Source organism: Lactobacillus sp. ESL0681 (assembly GCF_029392835.1).
Lineage (GTDB): Bacteria > Bacillota > Bacilli > Lactobacillales > Lactobacillaceae > Lactobacillus.
The window spans coordinates 766,628-785,493 of sequence record NZ_CP113943.1; the positions used below are offsets into that span (position 1 = coordinate 766,628).

Consider the following 18,866-nt stretch of genomic DNA (forward strand, 5'->3'; position numbering starts at 1 on the left):
TTCCCTTTTTAAAAATCTACCTTTTTATTTTAACACGAGAAATGGTCTGTAAAACAAAGAAGCTAACAAACATTTGTAACCAAGGTACAATTATTTCCTTAGGAATACGTTGAACTAGTGCAGCCCGATAATCTAAGCTATATAAAATATGCAACCACAATGTATTCAAGCCAATATTAATAATCAAGGTAACCATAAGCGTTGCTAGCACAATCCGCCAAACTTTAACGGGTTTTTGATAAAAAAAGCAACCATAAATCATTGGCTCAAGCATTGCACTGATAGTGAAACCAACAAAGAACCCACCTTGGTTACCAAAGATAGCTGACGAAATTAAGTCACCGATGCCACCACCGACTGCTCCCCAAACCGGACCAAACAAATATCCCAATAGAACACTACCAATAAATTTTAAGCCGACGTGTACCGCAGATGTCCCAAAACTAAATCGTCCCAGTATAATTTGCATCGCCACAATTATGCCAAGCAGAACTAACTCATTTAAATCAAGTTTGAGTAATTTTTTTGAAGACATAGCTGCCACTTCCTTTCATTAAAAAAGCATGACTGCGTCATGCCTGTTTAATTATATTATACTTGCCGCCAAGTTAGCTCACATATTGCTCTAGCAGCCTCATTATCCTTAACGCAATGATAAGTTTTACATTCGTTTGCTGCACAATCCGTGCTAAGAGCAACTTGCGGTTCTTGTCCGTAACTAACTTCTTGGTTAAACTTAATATCAATTTTTTGGACTACATGTGTTCTTAGAAAATCACGATCTAAAGTATCGATAAACCAGCTAAAGTAGTGACCATTAGTCATGTGATGATTAGTATCTAAATCATCATAGCGCACACGATATTGTCTTTGAAGTTGATACTCACTATGAGCACGCAAACGAGGAAATTTGGGGATTTTTTTTAATAACGGAATTCCTAATTCAGTCATCATCTTTTGATCCGTTGGAACCATTTTACGTTTTTGCAAATCAAACAAAACCCATTCACTCTTAGCTTTAATCAGCTGATTACCAGCTTGATCGGTAAACGTAAAATCACGATATTCTAAAAAGCGATTATATCCTGTTGCCTGAGTACTAACTGTAACTAAATCATTGGGTTTAGGCAAAGTATTAACTTCAATCTGATATTGCGTTACTACCCAGCCTAATCCCCTTTTGGTTAATGCATCGGTACTAGCGCTGCCACTGACTAATTGATGTTCAGAAACACTCATCATTAAATCAACCATTGCTGGTAATTTTAAGCGTTCATTTTCATCACATTCATAAAATTCAATGCGTTTTTGTTCACTATACTCCATTAGCTTCCTCTACTTATGATTATACTGATCATACAACATATTCTTAGAAACGTGCTGCTGCTGAGCTACTGCCCTAATTGCTGACTTTTTAGTCTGACCTGCAGCTACTTGCTGATCAACTAATTTAATTAACTCCGGCCAAGTTAATTGCTGTGGTTGCTCCGTATTTGGTGAAACCAAAATCACAAACTCGCCACGCGGCGGCGTTTGTGTAAAATAGTCCGTCAATTCTGCAACAGTCCCACGAATAAATTCTTCATGAATTTTAGTTAATTCACGTGCCGCTACAATTTTACGATTAGCTGGCAAGACTGAAGCCATATTGGTGAGAGTCTTAAGCAATCGATGCGGTGCTTCATAAAAAATTGAAGTTGCCCGTGCTTCATTCATCTGCTTAAAAAACACCTGTTGTTCACTAGTTTTGCGCGGCAAAAAACCATAATAGGTAAATGGTTGCGCATCAAACCCAGATGCAATCAAAGCTGTTGTAAACGCTGACGCACCAGGTAATGGCACAACTGGAATATCGTTTTTTAAACATTCCTGTACCAAAATAAAACCAGGATCAGAAATCACCGGCATCCCCGCATCACTAATTTCGGCAATCACTGCACCATCTTGCATCAGCTTAACTAGCTCTGGAGCCCGCTGCTTAGAATTATATTTATGAAATGACAACATGTGATTATGAACGCCAATTTTCTGTAATAAAATCCCACTGGTTCTAGTATCCTCAGCCGCAATATAATCAGCCTGAGTTAAAATTTTTTTGGCACGAATGGTGATATCTTCTAGGTTTCCAATCGGAGTTGGCACCAAGTAAAGCTTTCCTGTTTCTTGCGCATAACTACTTTGCTGCTGCATTATCTAACCTTTGTGTACTTTCTTTTTTTCACCAAAATTATCAAGAATATCCAAGCAAAACATGCAATCTGAACTAGGATCACGATGTGAACCATAATACATATTACAAATATGATAGCCAGAATTATAAATTTGCCTTAAAGACTCTAGTCCACTCTGAGTTTTAATCGTTCCATTATGGGCATTCGTCATCTTGTCTAGCTTCTCGCGTAGAAGTTGATTTTCTACCTTTAATTCCGTATTTTCTTTAAGTGTATCTAAAATATCATTTTCTAAGCTCGCAATTGTCTTAGTCATATTAACCATTGAGTCATGCAGCTGTTGCAATTTTGAATAAGAATCCACCTGTAAAAACACCTACCGTTTCTACTGCAAAGCAAGATAAGTCAAAAGATTACGAAAACTGACGTTACTATGTTGCATGCGATCAATTTTCAATAAGTTCTTTAATATTTTTGCTCCAGCTTGCTGTTTATGTGTTAAATCTTGTTGTGCCAACAATTTTAACATATTAATAATATAATTTTGTGTTATTTTTTTCTTAGCTAATTCACCCAATTTATGTGCACTAACAACGGCTAAGGCATTTTTTTCACTTAATTCTTGATAAAAATACTTAATTGACTGATCTAGCGCTTGAGTATCTCCTAGTTCAGCCAAGTCTGCTGAACTGAAACCAGCCTGCATTAAGAACTTAGTCCTACTATCTGCTAGTACTTCACCAGCAAAATTAATAATCTGCGTCCGTGAACGAACGGTCGGCAAAATCTTATCAGCATTATTAGTGATTAAAATGGTAACAACTGGTGCAACTGGCTCCTCAAGCAAGTTCAGCAAAGCATTACTGGAAGGTAGCGTTAACTTCTGGGCTTCTTTAATGAAAAAAAAGCGGCAATCACTCTGCACTGGACTTTTAGCAAGTTCGGACTTTAATACGCGCACCTGATCAATCCCAATCGTCTGTTTATCGCCTCTGGTAATCTCCAAAACATCGGGATGATTACCTGAGATAATCTGCTGACAAATTCGACAAGTCCCATCAGGCCGATCAGCACCAGTACAATTATATAAACAGGCTAACCAATATGCCGTATTTAGCGCTTCTTGCACATCCGTTGCAACGAACAAATAACTCTGTGCCAATTGCTTTTGCTCGAATGCCCGTTTTAAAAAAGCCGCCTGTTTAGCATTTTTCTTGGTAATTTCAATCGTCATTAAAATTGTTTAAACTCTTCAACTGGTAAAACAAAGCAGGTTGCTCCACCAACAGTAAATTTAACGGGTTGATTGCTAACTTCAAAACCAGCCATAGTCATGTTAGGATTCATATATTCCTCACGCGCCTGAGATTCATCCTTAATAACCTGCAGGACTCTTTTAACATGATCATCGTCTGTTCCAATTAAAAAAGTAGTGTTTCCTTGGCTCAAAAAGCCACCCGTTGTAGCCAACTTGGTTGCTTGAATGTTTTCTTTGACAAAGGTTTGTTGCAGCCGATTGGCATCTTCTTTTTGTACAATTGCAATTATTAATTTCATTAAAATCAGTCCTTTAGCAACTCTTTTGGTAAACGTTTTATGATAAGTTTAACACAGTCGTCTACCACATCTGTAAGCAAACGATTAGCATCAATTACCTGAATTCGTTCCGGATACTGCTTAATAACCGTTTGGTAACCTGCATAAACCTTTTGATGAAAAAGTAACTTTTCTAGTTCCAAGCGATCTTCTTGACCTGAGCGTTGTTTAGCAATCCGTGCCAATCCGATTTCAGGCTTAACATCTAAAAAGATCGTTAAATCAGGGGCAATCCCTTTAGTCGCAAAATCATTAATTTGTTTGACTTGCTTAATCCCCAAATCACGTCCAACTCCTTGATACGCTAGCGAACTGTCAACAAACCGATCCGAAAAAACAATTTTGCCTTCTAAAAGAGCTGGAATCACCGTCTCCTTCATATGCTGACTCCTAGCCGCTGCATAAAGCAAAGCCTCTGTTTCAGCACTCATCGCGTCGTTAGCCGGATCCAAAATCAACTGACGAATTTGTTCCGCAATCTTCGAACCTCCTGGTTCACGAGTCACAAGATATGGTACTTTTAAAAATGGCGCGATTTGCGTAACCATTTGCTGAATTACCGTGCTTTTACCTGACCCATCTGGTCCCTCAAAACTTACAAAAAAACTTTTCATAAAACTCTCCCTGCTTTTATTTTACAGAAGATTTTTCGTTCTGAACACCCTAACCAACTTTTATTTTATAAAAAAGAAAAAAGCCTACTTCAGTAGACTTTTTAGTCAGAAATTGCATTAGTATAACCACTAAATCTAGTATTACGCCGCCGAGCCTCATTATATAAGAACGAGTACTTAGCTTGTAAAATTTTATTAGCCACAATATTATCAGTTGACATATCTAATGTGGTTGGTGCAAGTGTTTTTTGCACAGCGATTTCAGATTGCAATTTTTCAACCATCATGACCAATCTCTGGTCACCTAACTTTTTAACTTTATTGCGTGCCATTTAAATCGCCGTTCTTCCTTGAACTGCCCGTTTTAAAGTAATGGAATTAGCATATTCAATATCACTACCAACTGCCAAACCTGCTGCTAAGCGGGTAACCTTAATTCCAGCTGGTTTAATTAGTTTACTAAGATACATTGCAGTTGATTCACCTTCTGGAGTGGAATTCAATGCCAGAATCACTTCTTGAACACTATCAAGCTTTTGCAGGCGAACAATTAGCGACTTAATATTAATCTCTTCAGGTCCAATACCATCCATTGGCGATAAAACTCCATGTAAAACGTGATATAGACCGTCATATTCACCCATATCTTCAAACGCCATGACATCTTTAGGTTGTTCAACTACCATAATCATTGTTTGGATACGATCAGGATTAGCACAAATTGAACAAGGATCTTTTTCAGTAATATTGCCACATACTGAACAACGATGCAGCTTATCCTTAACCTCACTAAGCGCACTGCTAAAATCCGTTACATCTTTATCCGGCATATCCAAAGTATAAAAGGCTAAACGAATCGCGGTTTTCTCGCCAATTCCCGGTAATTTCATATAAGAATCAATTAAATGTGCAATTGGTGCTGGATACTGCACTTAAATCATACCCTTCGTATATTTTCCTAAACTGGCTTGCGTTGCTTCATCAATTCCTCTCAAGCCCTTATTAACTGCATCAATTATTAAATCTTGCAACATATCTGGATCATCTGGGTCAATGGCTTCTTGATCAATCTCAAGGTTCTTTAAACGATGATCACCTGTCAAAGTAGCCGTTACTAAATCTTCCGCAGATTTACCAACAAATTCTTGGCTGGTAATATTTTGTTGTTCTTGCGCCATTTGATCCTGCATCTTTTTGGCTTGCTTCATCATTTGTTGCATATTCATGCCGCCCATCGCGCCAAAATTAGGTTTTTTACTCATTATATTCTCCTTAAATTTCAATCCTTAACATTAACCGTATCGCCAAATAACTCCTTAGCCTTTTGAATAACTTCCTGGCCAGTGTCTGATTCTTGCTGAGTATCTTGATCCTGCGAGCCACGCTTTTTAGCCAATAATTCTTTACCGTGAGTCTGTACAAATTCTTGGCGCACCTTAAGCCAATCCTCATCAGGCACCAAGACAATCTCATAATCATGCTGAGTAAATTTGGCAATTTCTCCAGTTAATTTAGCTAATAAATCATCATCAGAACTAGCTTTTTCAAACCATAAGGTGTACTTACACTTCATTACTACTTGTTCAGGACTAGCTGCAACCGGCTCAAGCACGTCTAGTAGTGCTCGCTGCGAGACGGCTAAAACCGACTGTAAATCAGGCCAGATATCTTTAATGGCTTGCAAGTCAGTTTTAGTAGCACTTTCTAGCACCTGGTATACCTGCTCACGATTTCGTTGATTAATTCGCTGAGTAGTTTTGACCGACCGTTTTTTCTGCTTCGGTTTAGTCGCAACTGGCTCGTTTGCTTTAGTCGAAGAACTTGGTCCATCATCAAGATGAAAAATCTGATTATTCTTGCCAGCTGGTTTTTGGGAAAGTTGAGCAACTTGGTCAGCCAGCTTAACAACCTGTTTTTTTAAACTAGTAACTTCGTTAGCTAAATCTGCATCAGCAGACTGCAATTGACTAGGGTGTGCTTGCGACGTTGCTGTGTCGTTAGTACTCTCAACAATAAAAACTTCTAACGGGATTTGTTGCTGATTAGTATAGCGTAAATCGTTTAAAGCAGTATTAGCCGCCTTAATCAATTGAAAGTAGCGCTCAACTGGCACACTTTTAATTTGATCAGCAAAACCAGTCGTCATAAACGTGTTCTGGTCATCACTGCCTGCCTTAATTACCATTAAAGCGGTAGTCGCCAAATCAATAATTTCATCCAAGATATTCTTAGAACTAGCACCATTTTTTAGTTCATCTTGAGCTAATGTTAAAGCCTGACTGGCATCATGATCTAGCAGTGCCAGCAAGAGTTGCTCAATCTGCTCTTTAGCCGCAAAACCGGTAATCTGCAAGGCATCTTGATAGTTAACCGAATCTTTTTCATAACTAAGCAATTGATCTAAAATGCTCAGGGCATCCCGCATACCGCCATCAGCTACTTGAGCAATTACTGCCAGTGCTTGATCATCATACGCAATTTTTTCTTGATCAAGAATATAGGTCATTTGCTTAACTAGCTCTGTTGCTGGTAACCGTTTAAAATTATAACGCTGTGTCCGTGAAATAATGGTTGCCGGAACTTTTTGAATTTCGGTAGTTGCTAAGATAAATACCACATGCTCAGGCGGCTCTTCCAAAGTTTTCAATAAGGCATTAAAAGCGCCCATTGACAACATATGTACCTCATCAATAATGTATACTTTATATTTACCCTGAGTCGGAGCATATTTTACCTTATCACGAATTTCACGAATTTCATCAACACCATTATTTGAAGCCGCATCAATTTCAATAATATCAGGCAAAGCCCCCTGATCAGCAGCTTGACAATTAGCACATTCATTACAAGGTTCACCATCCTGTAAATTAGTACAGTTCAACGCTTTAGCAAAAATCTTGGCGCAAGAAGTTTTCCCAGTTCCGCGCGGTCCCGCAAATAAAAAAGCGTGCGAAATCGTGCCACGCTCAATGGCATTCTTCAGAGTATTCGTAATGTCTGCTTGACCAACCACACTTGCAAAAGTTCTCGGTCGCCACTTACGGTATAACGCTTGATAAGCCATGATAATCTTTCTCTAGTAAAAAACTCTTAACTCTTGTTTAAGAGTTAAGAGTTTGTAAATGTCTAATAAAAGGCACATGCCTGAAGCGACCTTAGTGCTGCTACCTTCCGGTCCTGACACGCTTCGGAGGTCAAACATTGCCCAATAAATATAATACCGTATTTTGACTAAAGTTGCCACTATTTTGCCGATTTTTTTGCTGATTTTTGTTTCTGTCTAATCTCTTTAAAAAAACTTTTCATCATCTGACTAGCACGATCGCGATATAACCCACGAATCACGTTGGGATGATGATTAAATTTAGGTACAGCAAATAAATCAACAACACTTCCACCAGCACCAGCCTTAGGATCAAGCGCACCATAAAAGACATTTTTGATTCGCGCATTGATAATTGCTCCAGCACACATGGGACACGGCTCCAAAGTTACAAAAAGACTACAATCAATTAAACGCCAAGTCCCTAAGTTAGTACAAGCCTGTCTAATCGCAATCATTTCCGCATGTCCTGTAGCGTCTTGGTTGAGTTCGCGCCGATTATAACCACTACCAATTACTTGTCCGTCAGGATCAATTATTACTGCACCAATTGGAACTTCACCCAAGTTTTGTGCGATTTGCGCCTGATCAAAGGCTAGCTGCATATATTTCTGCTTGTTTTCACTAGTAAATTCCATTAATTATTCACTGCCTGCAAAACATAATAGCCTTTATCACGAGTCAAAATAGTGCAGTTACTATAGGTCTCTTGAAGCAATTTTCGACTACTCGGTTCGCCCTGCTTTTTTTGAATAACTTCTAGTAAAATACCACCATTAATCAAATGGTCTTGAGCTTGCGCAAGCATTTGCGTAACTACATTTTTACCAGCCCGAATAGGCGGATTGGTAATAATTAAGCCAAACTTCTTAGTCGAATCAATCTGTTCATAAATATCTGAAGCATAAATTTCCACATTAGTTATCTGATTTAATTTTGCATTTTGCCGTGCTAAATCTAGCCCGCGTTCATTAACATCAACTAAATGAACCGTATGCTGCGGCCAAATTTTAGCAGCAAATAATCCCAAGGGGCCATAACCCGCCCCCAGATCTAAAATATCTCCTGCAGGAAGTTGCACATCACTCAATGCCTTAATCAAGACGCCAGAACCATAGTCAACCCGCATTTTAGAAAACACACCAGCATCAGTTTTAAACTTCAAATTAATGCCATTAGCACTATAATCAACTAGATGCTCATCGTGAGCAGCAGTCGGATTAGCAGCAAAGTACATTTGATTTTCTTCTTTAGTCATTTTTGCTCATTTCTAAATTACAATCTACTATTTTATTCTAGCAAAAAAGACGCTTATCGACAAAGCGTCCTCATCTTCATTAATTTAAATTATCATAAGTAAAGTTCATTAACTTGGTCGTATCAGAAAATTCATCGGGATCGTTAAGCACAACCGTTATCAGACCGTCGTCTTTTTGACTACTACCAACAAAACAATAACCTGCTCGCGGCGTCCAACCTGTTTTCATACCATCAGGTTTGAGGGACTTTTGATAAAATTTTTGACCCGGTAATGTGCGATTTTGGTTAACCAGCTTTTGCCCAGCAACCACTTTGGAAGTAGTTTTAAAGTATTTCATTAACTCTGGATAATCATTAGCAACATGATAAGCAATGATCGCTAAATCTTTAGCGGACAACAAGTTCCCGGAATTAAGATCACCTTGTACCCAATAACCATAAGGAGATAAATCATCATTTTCTAAACCTGAAGCAGAAGTAAAGGTCGCTTTTAGTCCCCACAACTTAGCTTGTTTATTCATCATTTTGATGAATTCTTTGTTTGAACCAGCAACCCACTGTCCCAGCCGAATCGCCGAATTATTAGCTGAATTAATAATGGTTGACTGCATCACTTGCCTAATCGTATATTTTTTCCCACTCTTAACATGAAAACTGTCAAAATTAGGATTATTCCCCATATTAACTAAGGTTTTGGAAAACTTAACTTTTTTATTCCAGTTTTTAGATTTATTATCAATTTTACGAGCCGCCAAATAGATCGTCATTAATTTACCTGTTGAAGCAGTTAAGTATTGCTTGTTAGCATTCTTTTGTACCAATACTTCACCCGTTTTGCGATCTAAAACTGCATAAGCTTTAGCCTTAGTTTTTGGTTTCTTAGCCTTAATGACCTTACTGGTTTCGCCAACCGTTTCGGCTTGTTCAGTGCTATATTCAGTAGCATGAACAGAAACATCACTACCAATAACTATCAAGCTAATAAAACCGATACCTATTAATAAGTATTTTTTTAGTTTAAATTTCAATTGGAAACACTCTTTCATCAGTTATTATTTTTTATCTTAGCACATAACCTTTACAAACCAATTACATCCAGAACAACTTTATTGTTCATTCTAATTACTATTGCTTTTTACGTCTAATGAAATATATAATATTAGTATTAATATTTTATTTATAGGAGTTATATATGAAAAAGACTAAAGTCATTACTAAGCTAGTAACTTTTTCTGCCGCTATTTTGTTAGCTGCACCTGTGGCAATGCCAACTGCAGTCGCTTTGGCAGCAGAAGAACCTACTAGCTCAACTGAAGCCCAACCTACTTCACCAGCTACTGATGCTGGCCAAACAGCTAACACTACTAGTCCAACAACTACAACTAATGAAAAACCAGCAGGGACTGCTACTACCACGGCTGCTAAGCCAGTGGCCAAGCCTGCAAAAAAGAAACAATCTTCAACTAAAGCCAAAAAAGTTAAGTCTTTTAAAGTTTATATCATCAAGAAGAATTATGGTATTTACACTGGTAACTTTGCTAATAAGAAATCAGCTTCGAAGTACTTCCACAAACCATATACTGTGAAGAAGTCATTCAAGCACAACAAGAAGACTTATTACTGGCTATATAAAGGCAAGAAGACGATTGGTTACATCAATAAAAAGGCTGTAGCTAAATCCAGTCAAAAGAAACTGGTCAAAGTACCTTACGTTAGTCAATACACTCCGGTTAAAACTCCTTGGGGTTGTGCCGGCGCATCTTTAGCGATGATGCTAGGCTACAAGGGCCAAAAGATTACCACTTCCTTATTACAAAAAATCCAAAACAACTTACCAATGCAGCCAACTAAGGGTGGCCAAAAGGGTAACGTTTATACTGGCGAAGGCTTTGGCTATGTAATTAGTCCCGGAGCTTTAACCAAGTATGGTCATACTTTTAAAAAAGGTAAGGATCTAACTAATATTACCAGCAAGAAGCCGACAGTTAACGACTTCAGAATGTATATCCAAGCTGGCAAGCCAGTTTTGTACTACGGCTTTTCTTCATATCAAAAAGCTGGCGATTACAACCGCAATCACTGTAAGGTAATCACTGGTTACAAGAATGGTAAGTTCAGGGTTTACGATCCACTATACTACTCCAAGAATGCTGGCGCTGGTACTGGTGGTAAGAATATGAACTACGACCATGGTGCTATTGCTTGGGTAACCAAAAAGCAAATTCAAAACGAATATAACCATAAAGCAATCACTTTTAAATAACTTACAGACTAAAAAGAACTTCAACTCAATGAAGTTCTTTTTTTAACCATCATATTCTACTGCTTGTAGCTGCTTGATTTTATCATAAACTTGACCACGCTCTCCCGCATCAAGCTCTAAGACTAGATTGTCACCATTGGCAATTTTGGTCTGACCATTAGGAATAACATCCCTTCCGCCACGATGGATTACCTTAACCAAAGTGTTTTTGGGCCAAGCTATCGCTGCAATTTTTTGGTCAACTAGATTGCTATCCTCGTAAATAGGTATCGTTAATTGATCGCGTTGGCCGATAGTCGCGGTTCTGCGTGTCTTTTGCTTATCCATCATCGCTTGGGCCAAGCTATCATAAATTGGCAAGCCTCCCAACAATTCATCAACTAATAGCGATATAAACGAAACCACCGCTAGCGGCATTAAATGCAAAAGAGAACCAACCATTTCAGTAATTAAGATAACTGCTGTAAATGGGGCTCTGATAATTGCAGCAAAATAACCTGCCATTGCAAAAATAATCAGGTTAATGACTAGTTTTTGTGGTAATAGATGAAGTTGCACCATGAAAAGGCCATAGACAGCACCAATTAAAGCTCCCATTGTTAAAATAGGTAAAAAAATTCCACTCGGCAGTCCCGAATCATAGGAAATAATTGAAAAAATTAGTCTAATCACATAAAAGGCCAATAACAGACCAATTATTGACCAACCCGGTTTAGTGATTAACTTAGGCAAAGCCAAAATTAGGCGATTACCTGGACCAGTAATTAATGGTAAGAAATAAGCAATTGGAATTAAAAGCAGTAACGGAATGAAGCCAAAAAGCCATTTAGGTAGAAATCTAACTTTTTCATATAATTTTTTACAATTAAACAGACCAATTTTATATAAATGGCCCAAAATACCTAACAGTACACCTAAAATTAATAAATGCCAATACAATGGAATCGGGAATGAATAGTTATAAGTAAGTGCAAGTGTAGCATGTTGCCCAAACAAATTAGAAACAACAAAATCGGCAATCATTGCACCTGCCAACGCATTTAACCAGACGCGTTGTGAAAAGTTATGAAAAACTTCTTCCAAAACAAACAACGCTCCACTTAGCGGTGCACCAAAAGCCGCAGCTAAACCACTTGCTGCCCCGGTTGCAATCAAAACTCGAATATTGGTTTTAGTTTGCTTAGCAGTTTCACCAACGCCTTGGCCAATAGTTGCTCCTAATTGCAGTGACGGTCCTTCAGGGCCCAAGAATAGACCTGTACTAATAACCAAGATACCACCAATTAATTTCCGCCATAAAATTGGAAACCAGGAAAGCGATAAATTTCCTTGCAATTGCAATTTTACTTCGGGAATTCCTGAACCACCAACATGGCTATATTGCTTCACAAAATAGCCAGCAATAATCCCAACGATACATAAACCAATCACAATTACGATTAGCCAGTAAAGATTAGCGTGTGCCAACTGAAATAATTTTAACCAAAAGGACGTCATCCTTTCGATCCCCAAACGAAAAATCCCAACAACTATTCCTGTAAATAATCCAACTAAAAGTGCTTGTCCCAATAATTTTATTTCTGAGCGATTGCGCACAAAGCTTCATCCTCCTTGACATACATAAGTTTGCTTTTCCATTTTACACCAAAACAGCTAAAAAGTGAGGTTAATTCTATACTAGTATCTCTTATCAGATTACTAGTTGCCAAGACATTGACAACGCCAGTTAACTTTATTGCTCAAATCATTCAGACACACTAAAACCCTGAAATTAGATTATCCTAACTCCAGGGTTCAGGCTAGCTTTTAATTGCCTTATAATTTTTAACTATTTTGATGAACAACTTTAGTCTTAGCAACTGGGAAAATTCGTTTAGCATAATAGTATGGTCGGAAGTTTGCGTTAGAAACAGTTACACCCCAATTTGGCCATGAATGCAATACCTTATTCTTGCCTAAATAAATCCCAACATGATAGTTACTTGGCTTAGGTTTACCATAAAAAATAATATCGCCACGTTTAAGGTTCTTTAACTTAACCGTTTGTAGAGTTTTACTTTGAACTAATGAGCGACAACCCCATTCATGAGTTGCATGCCATTTAGGGTTAGATGGGGATGGATCAATTCCCGCAGCATACATACATTGCATAATTAAACCGGAACAATCAACAGAGGTACCTGGCTTTTTAGAAGTAAAATCAATCCAAGCAGTACCTGCATTCTTATATTGATATCCACGATTAATAAAGGCCTTAATATAATCTTTTCTAGTAGAAGCATAATTCAAGCTCTTGTCAAGTGGACTAACATAGTAGCCTTTAAGATGCATGCTCTTGTTGTGAATTTGGCGGTACTTCTTTGGAATTTGATAACGACGAACAGTTGAGATACCAATTTTTTGGCTTTTAACAGCAGTAGCATCATCAGTGGCCGGTGCAGACAGGCGCCATGTAGAATGTTGATGGTGATACCAAACACTAGGATAGGTTATTTTAAAATTACCATTTTCATCAGTATGGTATGTTTTTTGATTAATATACTTTTTACCATTCCACTTTTGTAACTTAACCTCACGCTTCCCCTTGCCGTTTAAGGAAACTTGATCAGTAATCTTATCTCCAGCTGTCCACTTATATTTAGTATGCAAACCGCTAAAAGCAGACTTTGTCTTAGCTTCCGTAGCAGCTGGCTGTGAGTCTGCCGTTGGCTGTGCTACATCAGTCGAATCTTGAACTGGTGGCACAGTATTTGTACTCTCTTGAGCAGCAACAACGGTATTAGCTGTCCCCGATAATAATAGGATAGCAGCTAACCCTGTATATAGTTGTTTACGATATTTCATATTCTTTTCCCTTCAAAATAAATAAACAATATTAATAACTTAATGCCCTAAGGCCATCTCCACGCCAATGTGGCATAAATTTTTTCTCACTAATTGATGACTTTTTACCAGTCCAAGGATCGTTGTAATATAACTTACTTTTATGATAGCCGGTTAGAGTTAATGCATGATTGGCTAGACCGTCAATTCCTTTAACCCAAACGACCACTAAATGCGAGCGTAGCAATTTTTTCTTAATTGACTTTAAACTTTTACCGCTCATTACACTCGCCTTGCCCAAATAATGTTTAACTACTCCCTTGATTCCATCTGGTGCTACCCAATATCCCGCTGGATATTCTTTATACGGCGAACCAATAAAACCACGATTAGGATTATTGCTGCGCGGGGTCTTTTTGGCAACAGTCAATTTAGAAACCTTTACTCCAGCAAAATTTAGCATCATCGTCACTGCAGTCATTTCGCAACCGGTTGGCAATTCAGGCTTTTGACTAATTACCTTTGCCTGATTTTTGATACCCGTAATTTTGCCCTGCTTAATCCAATAGTGTGCTTTTTTAGTGGAAATCGATTTTTCACTTCTGCGACCATTAGCACGATAATAGCTATAATTTTCTTGATGCGGAGTTTTACGCACGCCAGTCAGCATCTGACCTTTTTTATCAAACAAATAATTAAAATTTCCAATCTTAACTAGACCTTTGACTAGATGGCCTGACTTATAGTAATAAGTCTTCTTTCCAACTTTAACCCAGCCATCCTTTTCAGTATCTGCTGTGGTTTGAGTGTCATTCGTACCTGTATCAGCTTGGCCATCATCGCTGTCTGCTGCAACAATACTAGTTGGCCAAGCTAACTTTATAACCAATACGATGGCCAGCAATACCAAAATTATTCTTCGCTTCATACTCACTCCCTTAATTCCAAGCAAATTATTTTTCCATTATATTAATTTACTCTTTTAGGAAAATAAGTACAATACTTTATATAAAAAATAACACAATTTAATCATAACTACTCAGTTAAATAGCCTTAAAAAGTTAAAATTTTACTTGTAAATTCAAAACTCTAGACCTGATTAATAATTATTATTTTTATAACATGATTACTGATAAAAAATAGAAATTTAATCATTACTTGTAAAAAATATCGACTGTGCTTTGTACAATTTATAATATAGCCCTTTCAAGCTCACTAGCTTGTTATGATTTCCCTGTTCAACCAATTCTCCCTGATTAAAAACATAGATATAATCGCTCTTTCTAGTGGAACTCATTCTATGGGAAATAAACAATGCTGATTTGTGGTGGGTCAATTGTTCAAATTGATTGAAGACTTCTTCTTCAGAAATTGGATCTAATGCTGAAGTTGGTTCATCTAATACGTAAAACTCACTTTTACGATAAGCAGCACGGCCAATAGCAATTTTTTGCAATTCTCCACCAGAAAAGTTAATACCTTCATCATAACTAGTTTTAAGATAATATTCTCTTGTTAATTGTTCAGCATCAATACTTGTTCTAATTTTATTTCTCTTGATAGTTAATTGTCGCAATAACAAATAGCTAAATCCAACACTGATAGCAATTATCACTAAAACAATTGGACTTATTTTTATAGTCAAAATTGAAATAACAACCAGTGAAGCTGCAGATGATATAAATTTAACCAAGCTTGGTATGAAAATCCCAGCACCAGAATTTTCATTAAAAAAAGCATACTGTGTATCTGAAAATCTTCTATCCTGTATTTTATTTGACAAGCTGTCAGCAAATGGCTCACTATAATACAATTCAGCATCTTCAATATCAAGTCTCATAGTTAGCTTGGTGTTTTCCCAAAACATTTTTCGATTATACCAACTATCAAACCATGTTAAAATTCCTGTTAAAACACATAAAGCAACTAGAAAACTAAATTTAAAAGTTATATGACTTTCAGAAAATGCCCATATTACAACTGCCGGTAAACTAGCATCTAAAATAGAACTAACTAATTTAACAATACTACTTAAAAGTGGCCAACTTTCTAAATAAAGCCGTTCCTCTTTCATAAATTTTCTTAGCCAGCCAAGGTTTTGTAATACATTATATTTCATAACTATTTCCTCTACACATGAATGCTACAAAAGAAAAATTTGATTCCAATCTTCTATATTAGGAATCACAACAAGAAAGAAGTTCAAGGATTATTCCACCGCTACCTTACTCAGTCAAAACGACTAAAAAGATTGCCATTTGCCATCTAGTTGACTATTATTTGCCTATTGCAGTTAATTTTCCTTAGTCACGTAGTCATTAACATCCAGCTTATACTTTTTCATAGTTGCGGGTTTACTACTCGAATCCGTGATAAATAAATCTAGCTCGGTCTTATCATCATTAAACTTCACTTGGCGATTTTGAAAATTATTAGTTTTCGGATATTTCAGGTAGCTAGCGTGGTCTGCTAAAGTAACAATCTTTTCAGCTTCATCATCAGTTATGTGCTGCAAATCCTTGACAGGAACCCTTTTCCCATCATTTAAAGTTTGGTCAGCACCCTGCAAATTAGCTATTGCTGCCTTTATTTCTGTATCTGAGCTAATCAGTGCGTCATAAACTCTTTGCCCCTCCGTTATTGCACTATCATAATAAACTTCAAACTGCGAATAACTATAGCGTTCACTTGCTCGTACTTTTGGTGCTTCATCCAGTAATGCTTTTAACTCGGCCCGATTAGCGTCAGTTGCCAGTGCCTTGCCGCTCATGGCATCAGCTTCTGTATTAACAATTTGCAGCCTTGGACCGTAAGCATATTTAACATCGGCAGCTTTGACTAAATTATAAGCATCCCATGTAGCCCAGCCATCTTGAAATTGATAAAACAATTCTGCCTTACTTTGTCCAGGTAGCCGAAGATACAGTTCCTTAGTGACACCATAAGTGCTATTACCCTTCTTGAGTGTCACCTTGCGTTGGCCATGATTAGTATGTTCCTTGGCTAATTCACCGTTTTCGTTATATAAAGGTGTATTAGCAATAACTGCAACTTGTTCATACTTGGCATATGGCAATAAATTTTTAGTAGTATAAGTCGGTGTTAAGCTATCACCATCTTCATCATATTCCTCGACAAAATACTTATCGGTTCCCTTAATCCTCAACAGGTAGTATGTTCCCGAATCAGTACGAAAAGTTCCCCAATCATTGTTACCATCTACTTGAGCATCAAATGTAACCTTTTGACCCAATTTAAAATGCACTGGTTGCTTTTGATCACTTGTAGCATCATAAACTTTAATCGTATTTTTCTCGTCAAGCATCTTTTTCGTCAGCTTGATTGTCACCCGATTGGTCATCAATTCCTGTTTGTTGACTGTATCAACATTGGCCGCCTTAATATAACCACCATGACCGATACTGTAATATTCTTGTCCCTTGATTACTTTATATGGCAAATAGAACCAATTCCATTCATTATCATGAAATGAATACTGCTTCGAATACGGATCAGTAATTGACTTAATTTTTTTCGCAGCTTTCACGGTCTTTTTACTAGATATAAGTGCGCTTGAGCCTTGGTAATACCATAATTTCTGTCCTTTTTTATTATAAACACGTGTCTTATGATTTAGACCTAACTTAACCGTAGTTGCAGCAGCTTGCACTGAAGCTGAACAATTTAGCAACATAGTAGTTGGTGCGGCAGCCAATGAGACTGCTGTTAATAGCAACACTAGTTTTCTGTTTTTCATTTTATTATTTACCTCAAAGCAAATCATATTAAATATTTCTATTAGTAATAATTATACACCTAGCTATTAGTCAATCGCTTTAATTATTTGCCCGTACTTCCACAACAAATTAATTTTATTATCGTAATCTTCTAAATAATGATAAAGTAATTTTCGTTGTACAAAAACGAGAAACAAAAACCGCACAAGCTCTAATTTTGAGCTTGTGCGGTTTCTTATTAGCTTGACCAGTTGGTCAGTAACTATTTCAAAGTTACTGAAGCACCAACTTCTTCAAGCTTAGCCTTAATGTCGTTAGCTTCGTCTTCAGAAACGCCTTCCTTAACGTTCTTAGGAGCACCATCAACAAGGTCTTTTGAGTCCTTAAGGCCAAGACCAGTAAGGTCACGAACAGCCTTAATAACTTTAACCTTTTCTTGGCCAGCTTCTGTCAATTCAACGTCATAAGTTGATTTAGCAGCAGCTTCAGCGCCAGCACCTGCAGCAGCAACTGGGGCAGCAGCAGTAACATCAAATTCATCTTCAATAGCCTTTACTAGGTCATTTAATTCAAGAATTGAAGCACTCTTTAAGTCTTCAATAATCTTTTCAGTATCTAAAGCCATATTTAAGTATCCTCCGAAAAATCAGTATCAGATATAATTTACAATATTTTATTCTGCAGCTTCATCTTTTGAATCAGCAACAGCCTTAACAGCACATGCGAAGTCGCGCACAGGAGCTTGTAATACAGAAACAAGCATTGATAGCAAGCCTTCACGACCAGGGATAGCAGCGAGTTCCTTGATTTCTTCTTTAGAAGTCAACTTACCCTCAAGCATACCACCTTTAATCTCGATCACATCAATGTCATCTTCATATTTTGAAACAATACGAGCAGGTTCAGTTACGTCATCAGCATTATCTGTATAAATAACAGCAGTTGGACCAACAAAAGTATCATCAAGACCTTCGATACCAGCTTTAGCAGCAGCACGTCTTAGGTAAGTATTCTTGATAACTTTCATCTTAACATCGTTATCACGAAGTTCCTTACGCATATTAGTAACTTCTTCAACTGACATCCCTAGGTAATTAATTACCAAGATAGCCTTTGCACTCTTAAGTTCTTCAGCAAACGCGTCAACGTATTCAGCCTTTGCAGCAATAGCAGCTTTACTCAATTAGATTCACCTCCACAAATTCATTAATAAATCCTAATAAGGCCAAAAACTCCATGCCAAGCAAGACATGGAGTTCCTCAAAAAGTCTTCATTATCTTCCGGCCTCGGCGGGAAAT

22 protein-coding genes, 1 other RNA gene and 1 other annotated feature (1 of these 24 cut by a window edge) are annotated in these 18,866 nt (G+C 37.4%); of the genes, 1 reads left to right on the forward strand and 22 read right to left on the reverse strand.

What is annotated here, in order from left to right; translation table 11 throughout:
- Positions 1-16 precede the first annotated feature (16 nt).
- From OZX59_RS03600 to OZX59_RS03670, 15 genes are all read right to left on the reverse strand, one after another.
- A complete protein-coding gene (locus OZX59_RS03600; RefSeq protein ID WP_277126777.1) occupies positions 17-535 on the reverse strand; it encodes a folate family ECF transporter S component in 519 nt (172 codons plus the stop codon).
- Between the two features lie 56 nt (positions 536-591).
- Positions 592-1,326 carry an acyl-ACP thioesterase domain-containing protein gene (locus tag OZX59_RS03605; protein WP_277126778.1) on the reverse strand — a complete coding sequence of 245 codons (735 nt, stop codon included), beginning with the start codon at positions 1,324-1,326 and terminating at the stop codon, positions 592-594.
- A gap of 9 nt (positions 1,327-1,335) precedes the next feature.
- Positions 1,336-2,190, reverse strand: a complete 855-nt coding sequence (rsmI, locus tag OZX59_RS03610; protein WP_277126779.1) for a 16S rRNA (cytidine(1402)-2'-O)-methyltransferase — start codon at positions 2,188-2,190, stop codon at positions 1,336-1,338.
- A gap of 3 nt (positions 2,191-2,193) precedes the next feature.
- A complete protein-coding gene (yabA, locus tag OZX59_RS03615) occupies positions 2,194-2,535 on the reverse strand; it encodes a DNA replication initiation control protein YabA (RefSeq protein WP_277126780.1) in 342 nt (113 codons plus the stop codon).
- Between the two features lie 21 nt (positions 2,536-2,556).
- Entirely contained in the window at positions 2,557-3,405 is an 849-nt protein-coding gene (locus tag OZX59_RS03620; RefSeq protein ID WP_277126781.1) for a DNA polymerase III subunit delta, read from the reverse strand.
- Positions 3,405-3,728 (reverse strand): cyclic-di-AMP receptor, encoded by a 324-nt coding sequence (locus OZX59_RS03625; RefSeq protein WP_277126782.1) that lies wholly within the window; start codon positions 3,726-3,728, stop codon positions 3,405-3,407. The genes OZX59_RS03620 and OZX59_RS03625 overlap by 1 nt, the downstream gene beginning before the upstream one ends.
- 5 nt (positions 3,729-3,733) lie before the next feature.
- Positions 3,734-4,381 carry a dTMP kinase gene (tmk, locus tag OZX59_RS03630; RefSeq protein ID WP_277126783.1) on the reverse strand — a complete coding sequence of 216 codons (648 nt, stop codon included), beginning with the start codon at positions 4,379-4,381 and terminating at the stop codon, positions 3,734-3,736.
- 101 nt (positions 4,382-4,482) lie between these two features.
- Positions 4,483-4,713 carry a YaaL family protein gene (locus OZX59_RS03635; protein ID WP_277126784.1) on the reverse strand — a complete coding sequence of 77 codons (231 nt, stop codon included), beginning with the start codon at positions 4,711-4,713 and terminating at the stop codon, positions 4,483-4,485.
- Positions 4,714-5,313 carry a recombination mediator RecR gene (recR, locus tag OZX59_RS03640; protein ID WP_277126785.1) on the reverse strand — a complete coding sequence of 200 codons (600 nt, stop codon included), beginning with the start codon at positions 5,311-5,313 and terminating at the stop codon, positions 4,714-4,716.
- Complete coding sequence (locus tag OZX59_RS03645) at positions 5,314-5,643, reverse strand: YbaB/EbfC family nucleoid-associated protein (protein ID WP_277126786.1); 330 nt, start codon at positions 5,641-5,643, stop codon at positions 5,314-5,316.
- A gap of 17 nt (positions 5,644-5,660) precedes the next feature.
- Positions 5,661-7,445 (reverse strand): DNA polymerase III subunit gamma/tau, encoded by a 1,785-nt coding sequence (gene dnaX, locus OZX59_RS03650; RefSeq protein WP_277126787.1) that lies wholly within the window; start codon positions 7,443-7,445, stop codon positions 5,661-5,663.
- A 53-nt stretch (positions 7,446-7,498) separates the two neighbouring features.
- Positions 7,499-7,599: signal recognition particle sRNA small type (gene ffs / locus OZX59_RS03655), an RNA gene on the reverse strand.
- A gap of 25 nt (positions 7,600-7,624) precedes the next feature.
- Positions 7,625-8,122 carry a tRNA adenosine(34) deaminase TadA gene (gene tadA / locus OZX59_RS03660; protein WP_277126788.1) on the reverse strand — a complete coding sequence of 166 codons (498 nt, stop codon included), beginning with the start codon at positions 8,120-8,122 and terminating at the stop codon, positions 7,625-7,627.
- Positions 8,122-8,742 carry a class I SAM-dependent methyltransferase gene (locus OZX59_RS03665; RefSeq protein ID WP_277126789.1) on the reverse strand — a complete coding sequence of 207 codons (621 nt, stop codon included), beginning with the start codon at positions 8,740-8,742 and terminating at the stop codon, positions 8,122-8,124. Before OZX59_RS03665 ends, tadA begins: the two co-directional genes overlap by 1 nt.
- A 79-nt stretch (positions 8,743-8,821) precedes the next feature.
- Positions 8,822-9,772 carry a serine hydrolase gene (locus OZX59_RS03670; RefSeq protein WP_277126790.1) on the reverse strand — a complete coding sequence of 317 codons (951 nt, stop codon included), beginning with the start codon at positions 9,770-9,772 and terminating at the stop codon, positions 8,822-8,824.
- A gap of 164 nt (positions 9,773-9,936) precedes the next feature.
- On the opposite strand from OZX59_RS03670, the gene OZX59_RS03675 reads away from it, so the two are divergent.
- Entirely contained in the window at positions 9,937-11,007 is a 1,071-nt protein-coding gene (locus OZX59_RS03675) for a C39 family peptidase (protein ID WP_277126791.1), read from the forward strand.
- A 42-nt stretch (positions 11,008-11,049) separates the two neighbouring features.
- On the opposite strand, the gene OZX59_RS03680 is transcribed toward OZX59_RS03675, so the two are convergent.
- The 7 genes from OZX59_RS03680 to rplJ all read right to left on the reverse strand — a co-directional run bounded on the left by OZX59_RS03680 (position 11,050) and on the right by rplJ (position 18,750).
- Positions 11,050-12,603, reverse strand: a complete 1,554-nt coding sequence (locus tag OZX59_RS03680) for a ClC family H(+)/Cl(-) exchange transporter (protein WP_277126792.1) — start codon at positions 12,601-12,603, stop codon at positions 11,050-11,052.
- A gap of 228 nt (positions 12,604-12,831) precedes the next feature.
- Positions 12,832-13,851: an NlpC/P60 family protein gene (locus OZX59_RS03685; RefSeq protein WP_277126793.1), complete on the reverse strand. Its 1,020-nt coding sequence runs from the start codon at positions 13,849-13,851 to the stop codon at positions 12,832-12,834.
- A gap of 31 nt (positions 13,852-13,882) precedes the next feature.
- On the reverse strand, positions 13,883-14,758 hold the full coding sequence (locus tag OZX59_RS03690; protein ID WP_277126794.1) for a C39 family peptidase: 876 nt from the start codon (positions 14,756-14,758) through the stop codon (positions 13,883-13,885).
- Positions 14,759-14,977: 219 nt separating this feature from the next.
- Positions 14,978-15,949 (reverse strand): ATP-binding cassette domain-containing protein, encoded by a 972-nt coding sequence (locus OZX59_RS03695; protein ID WP_277126795.1) that lies wholly within the window; start codon positions 15,947-15,949, stop codon positions 14,978-14,980.
- 174 nt (positions 15,950-16,123) lie between these two features.
- Positions 16,124-17,587, reverse strand: coding sequence for an SLAP domain-containing protein (locus OZX59_RS03700; protein WP_277126796.1), 1,464 nt, complete (start codon positions 17,585-17,587; stop codon positions 16,124-16,126).
- Positions 17,588-17,829: 242 nt separating this feature from the next.
- Positions 17,830-18,192, reverse strand: coding sequence for a 50S ribosomal protein L7/L12 (gene rplL, locus OZX59_RS03705; RefSeq protein WP_277126797.1), 363 nt, complete (start codon positions 18,190-18,192; stop codon positions 17,830-17,832).
- A 48-nt stretch (positions 18,193-18,240) separates the two neighbouring features.
- Entirely contained in the window at positions 18,241-18,750 is a 510-nt protein-coding gene (rplJ, locus tag OZX59_RS03710; protein WP_277126798.1) for a 50S ribosomal protein L10, read from the reverse strand.
- Positions 18,751-18,784: 34 nt separating this feature from the next.
- Positions 18,785-18,866 (reverse strand) — a sequence feature (ribosomal protein L10 leader region) (it continues 46 nt past the right edge of the window).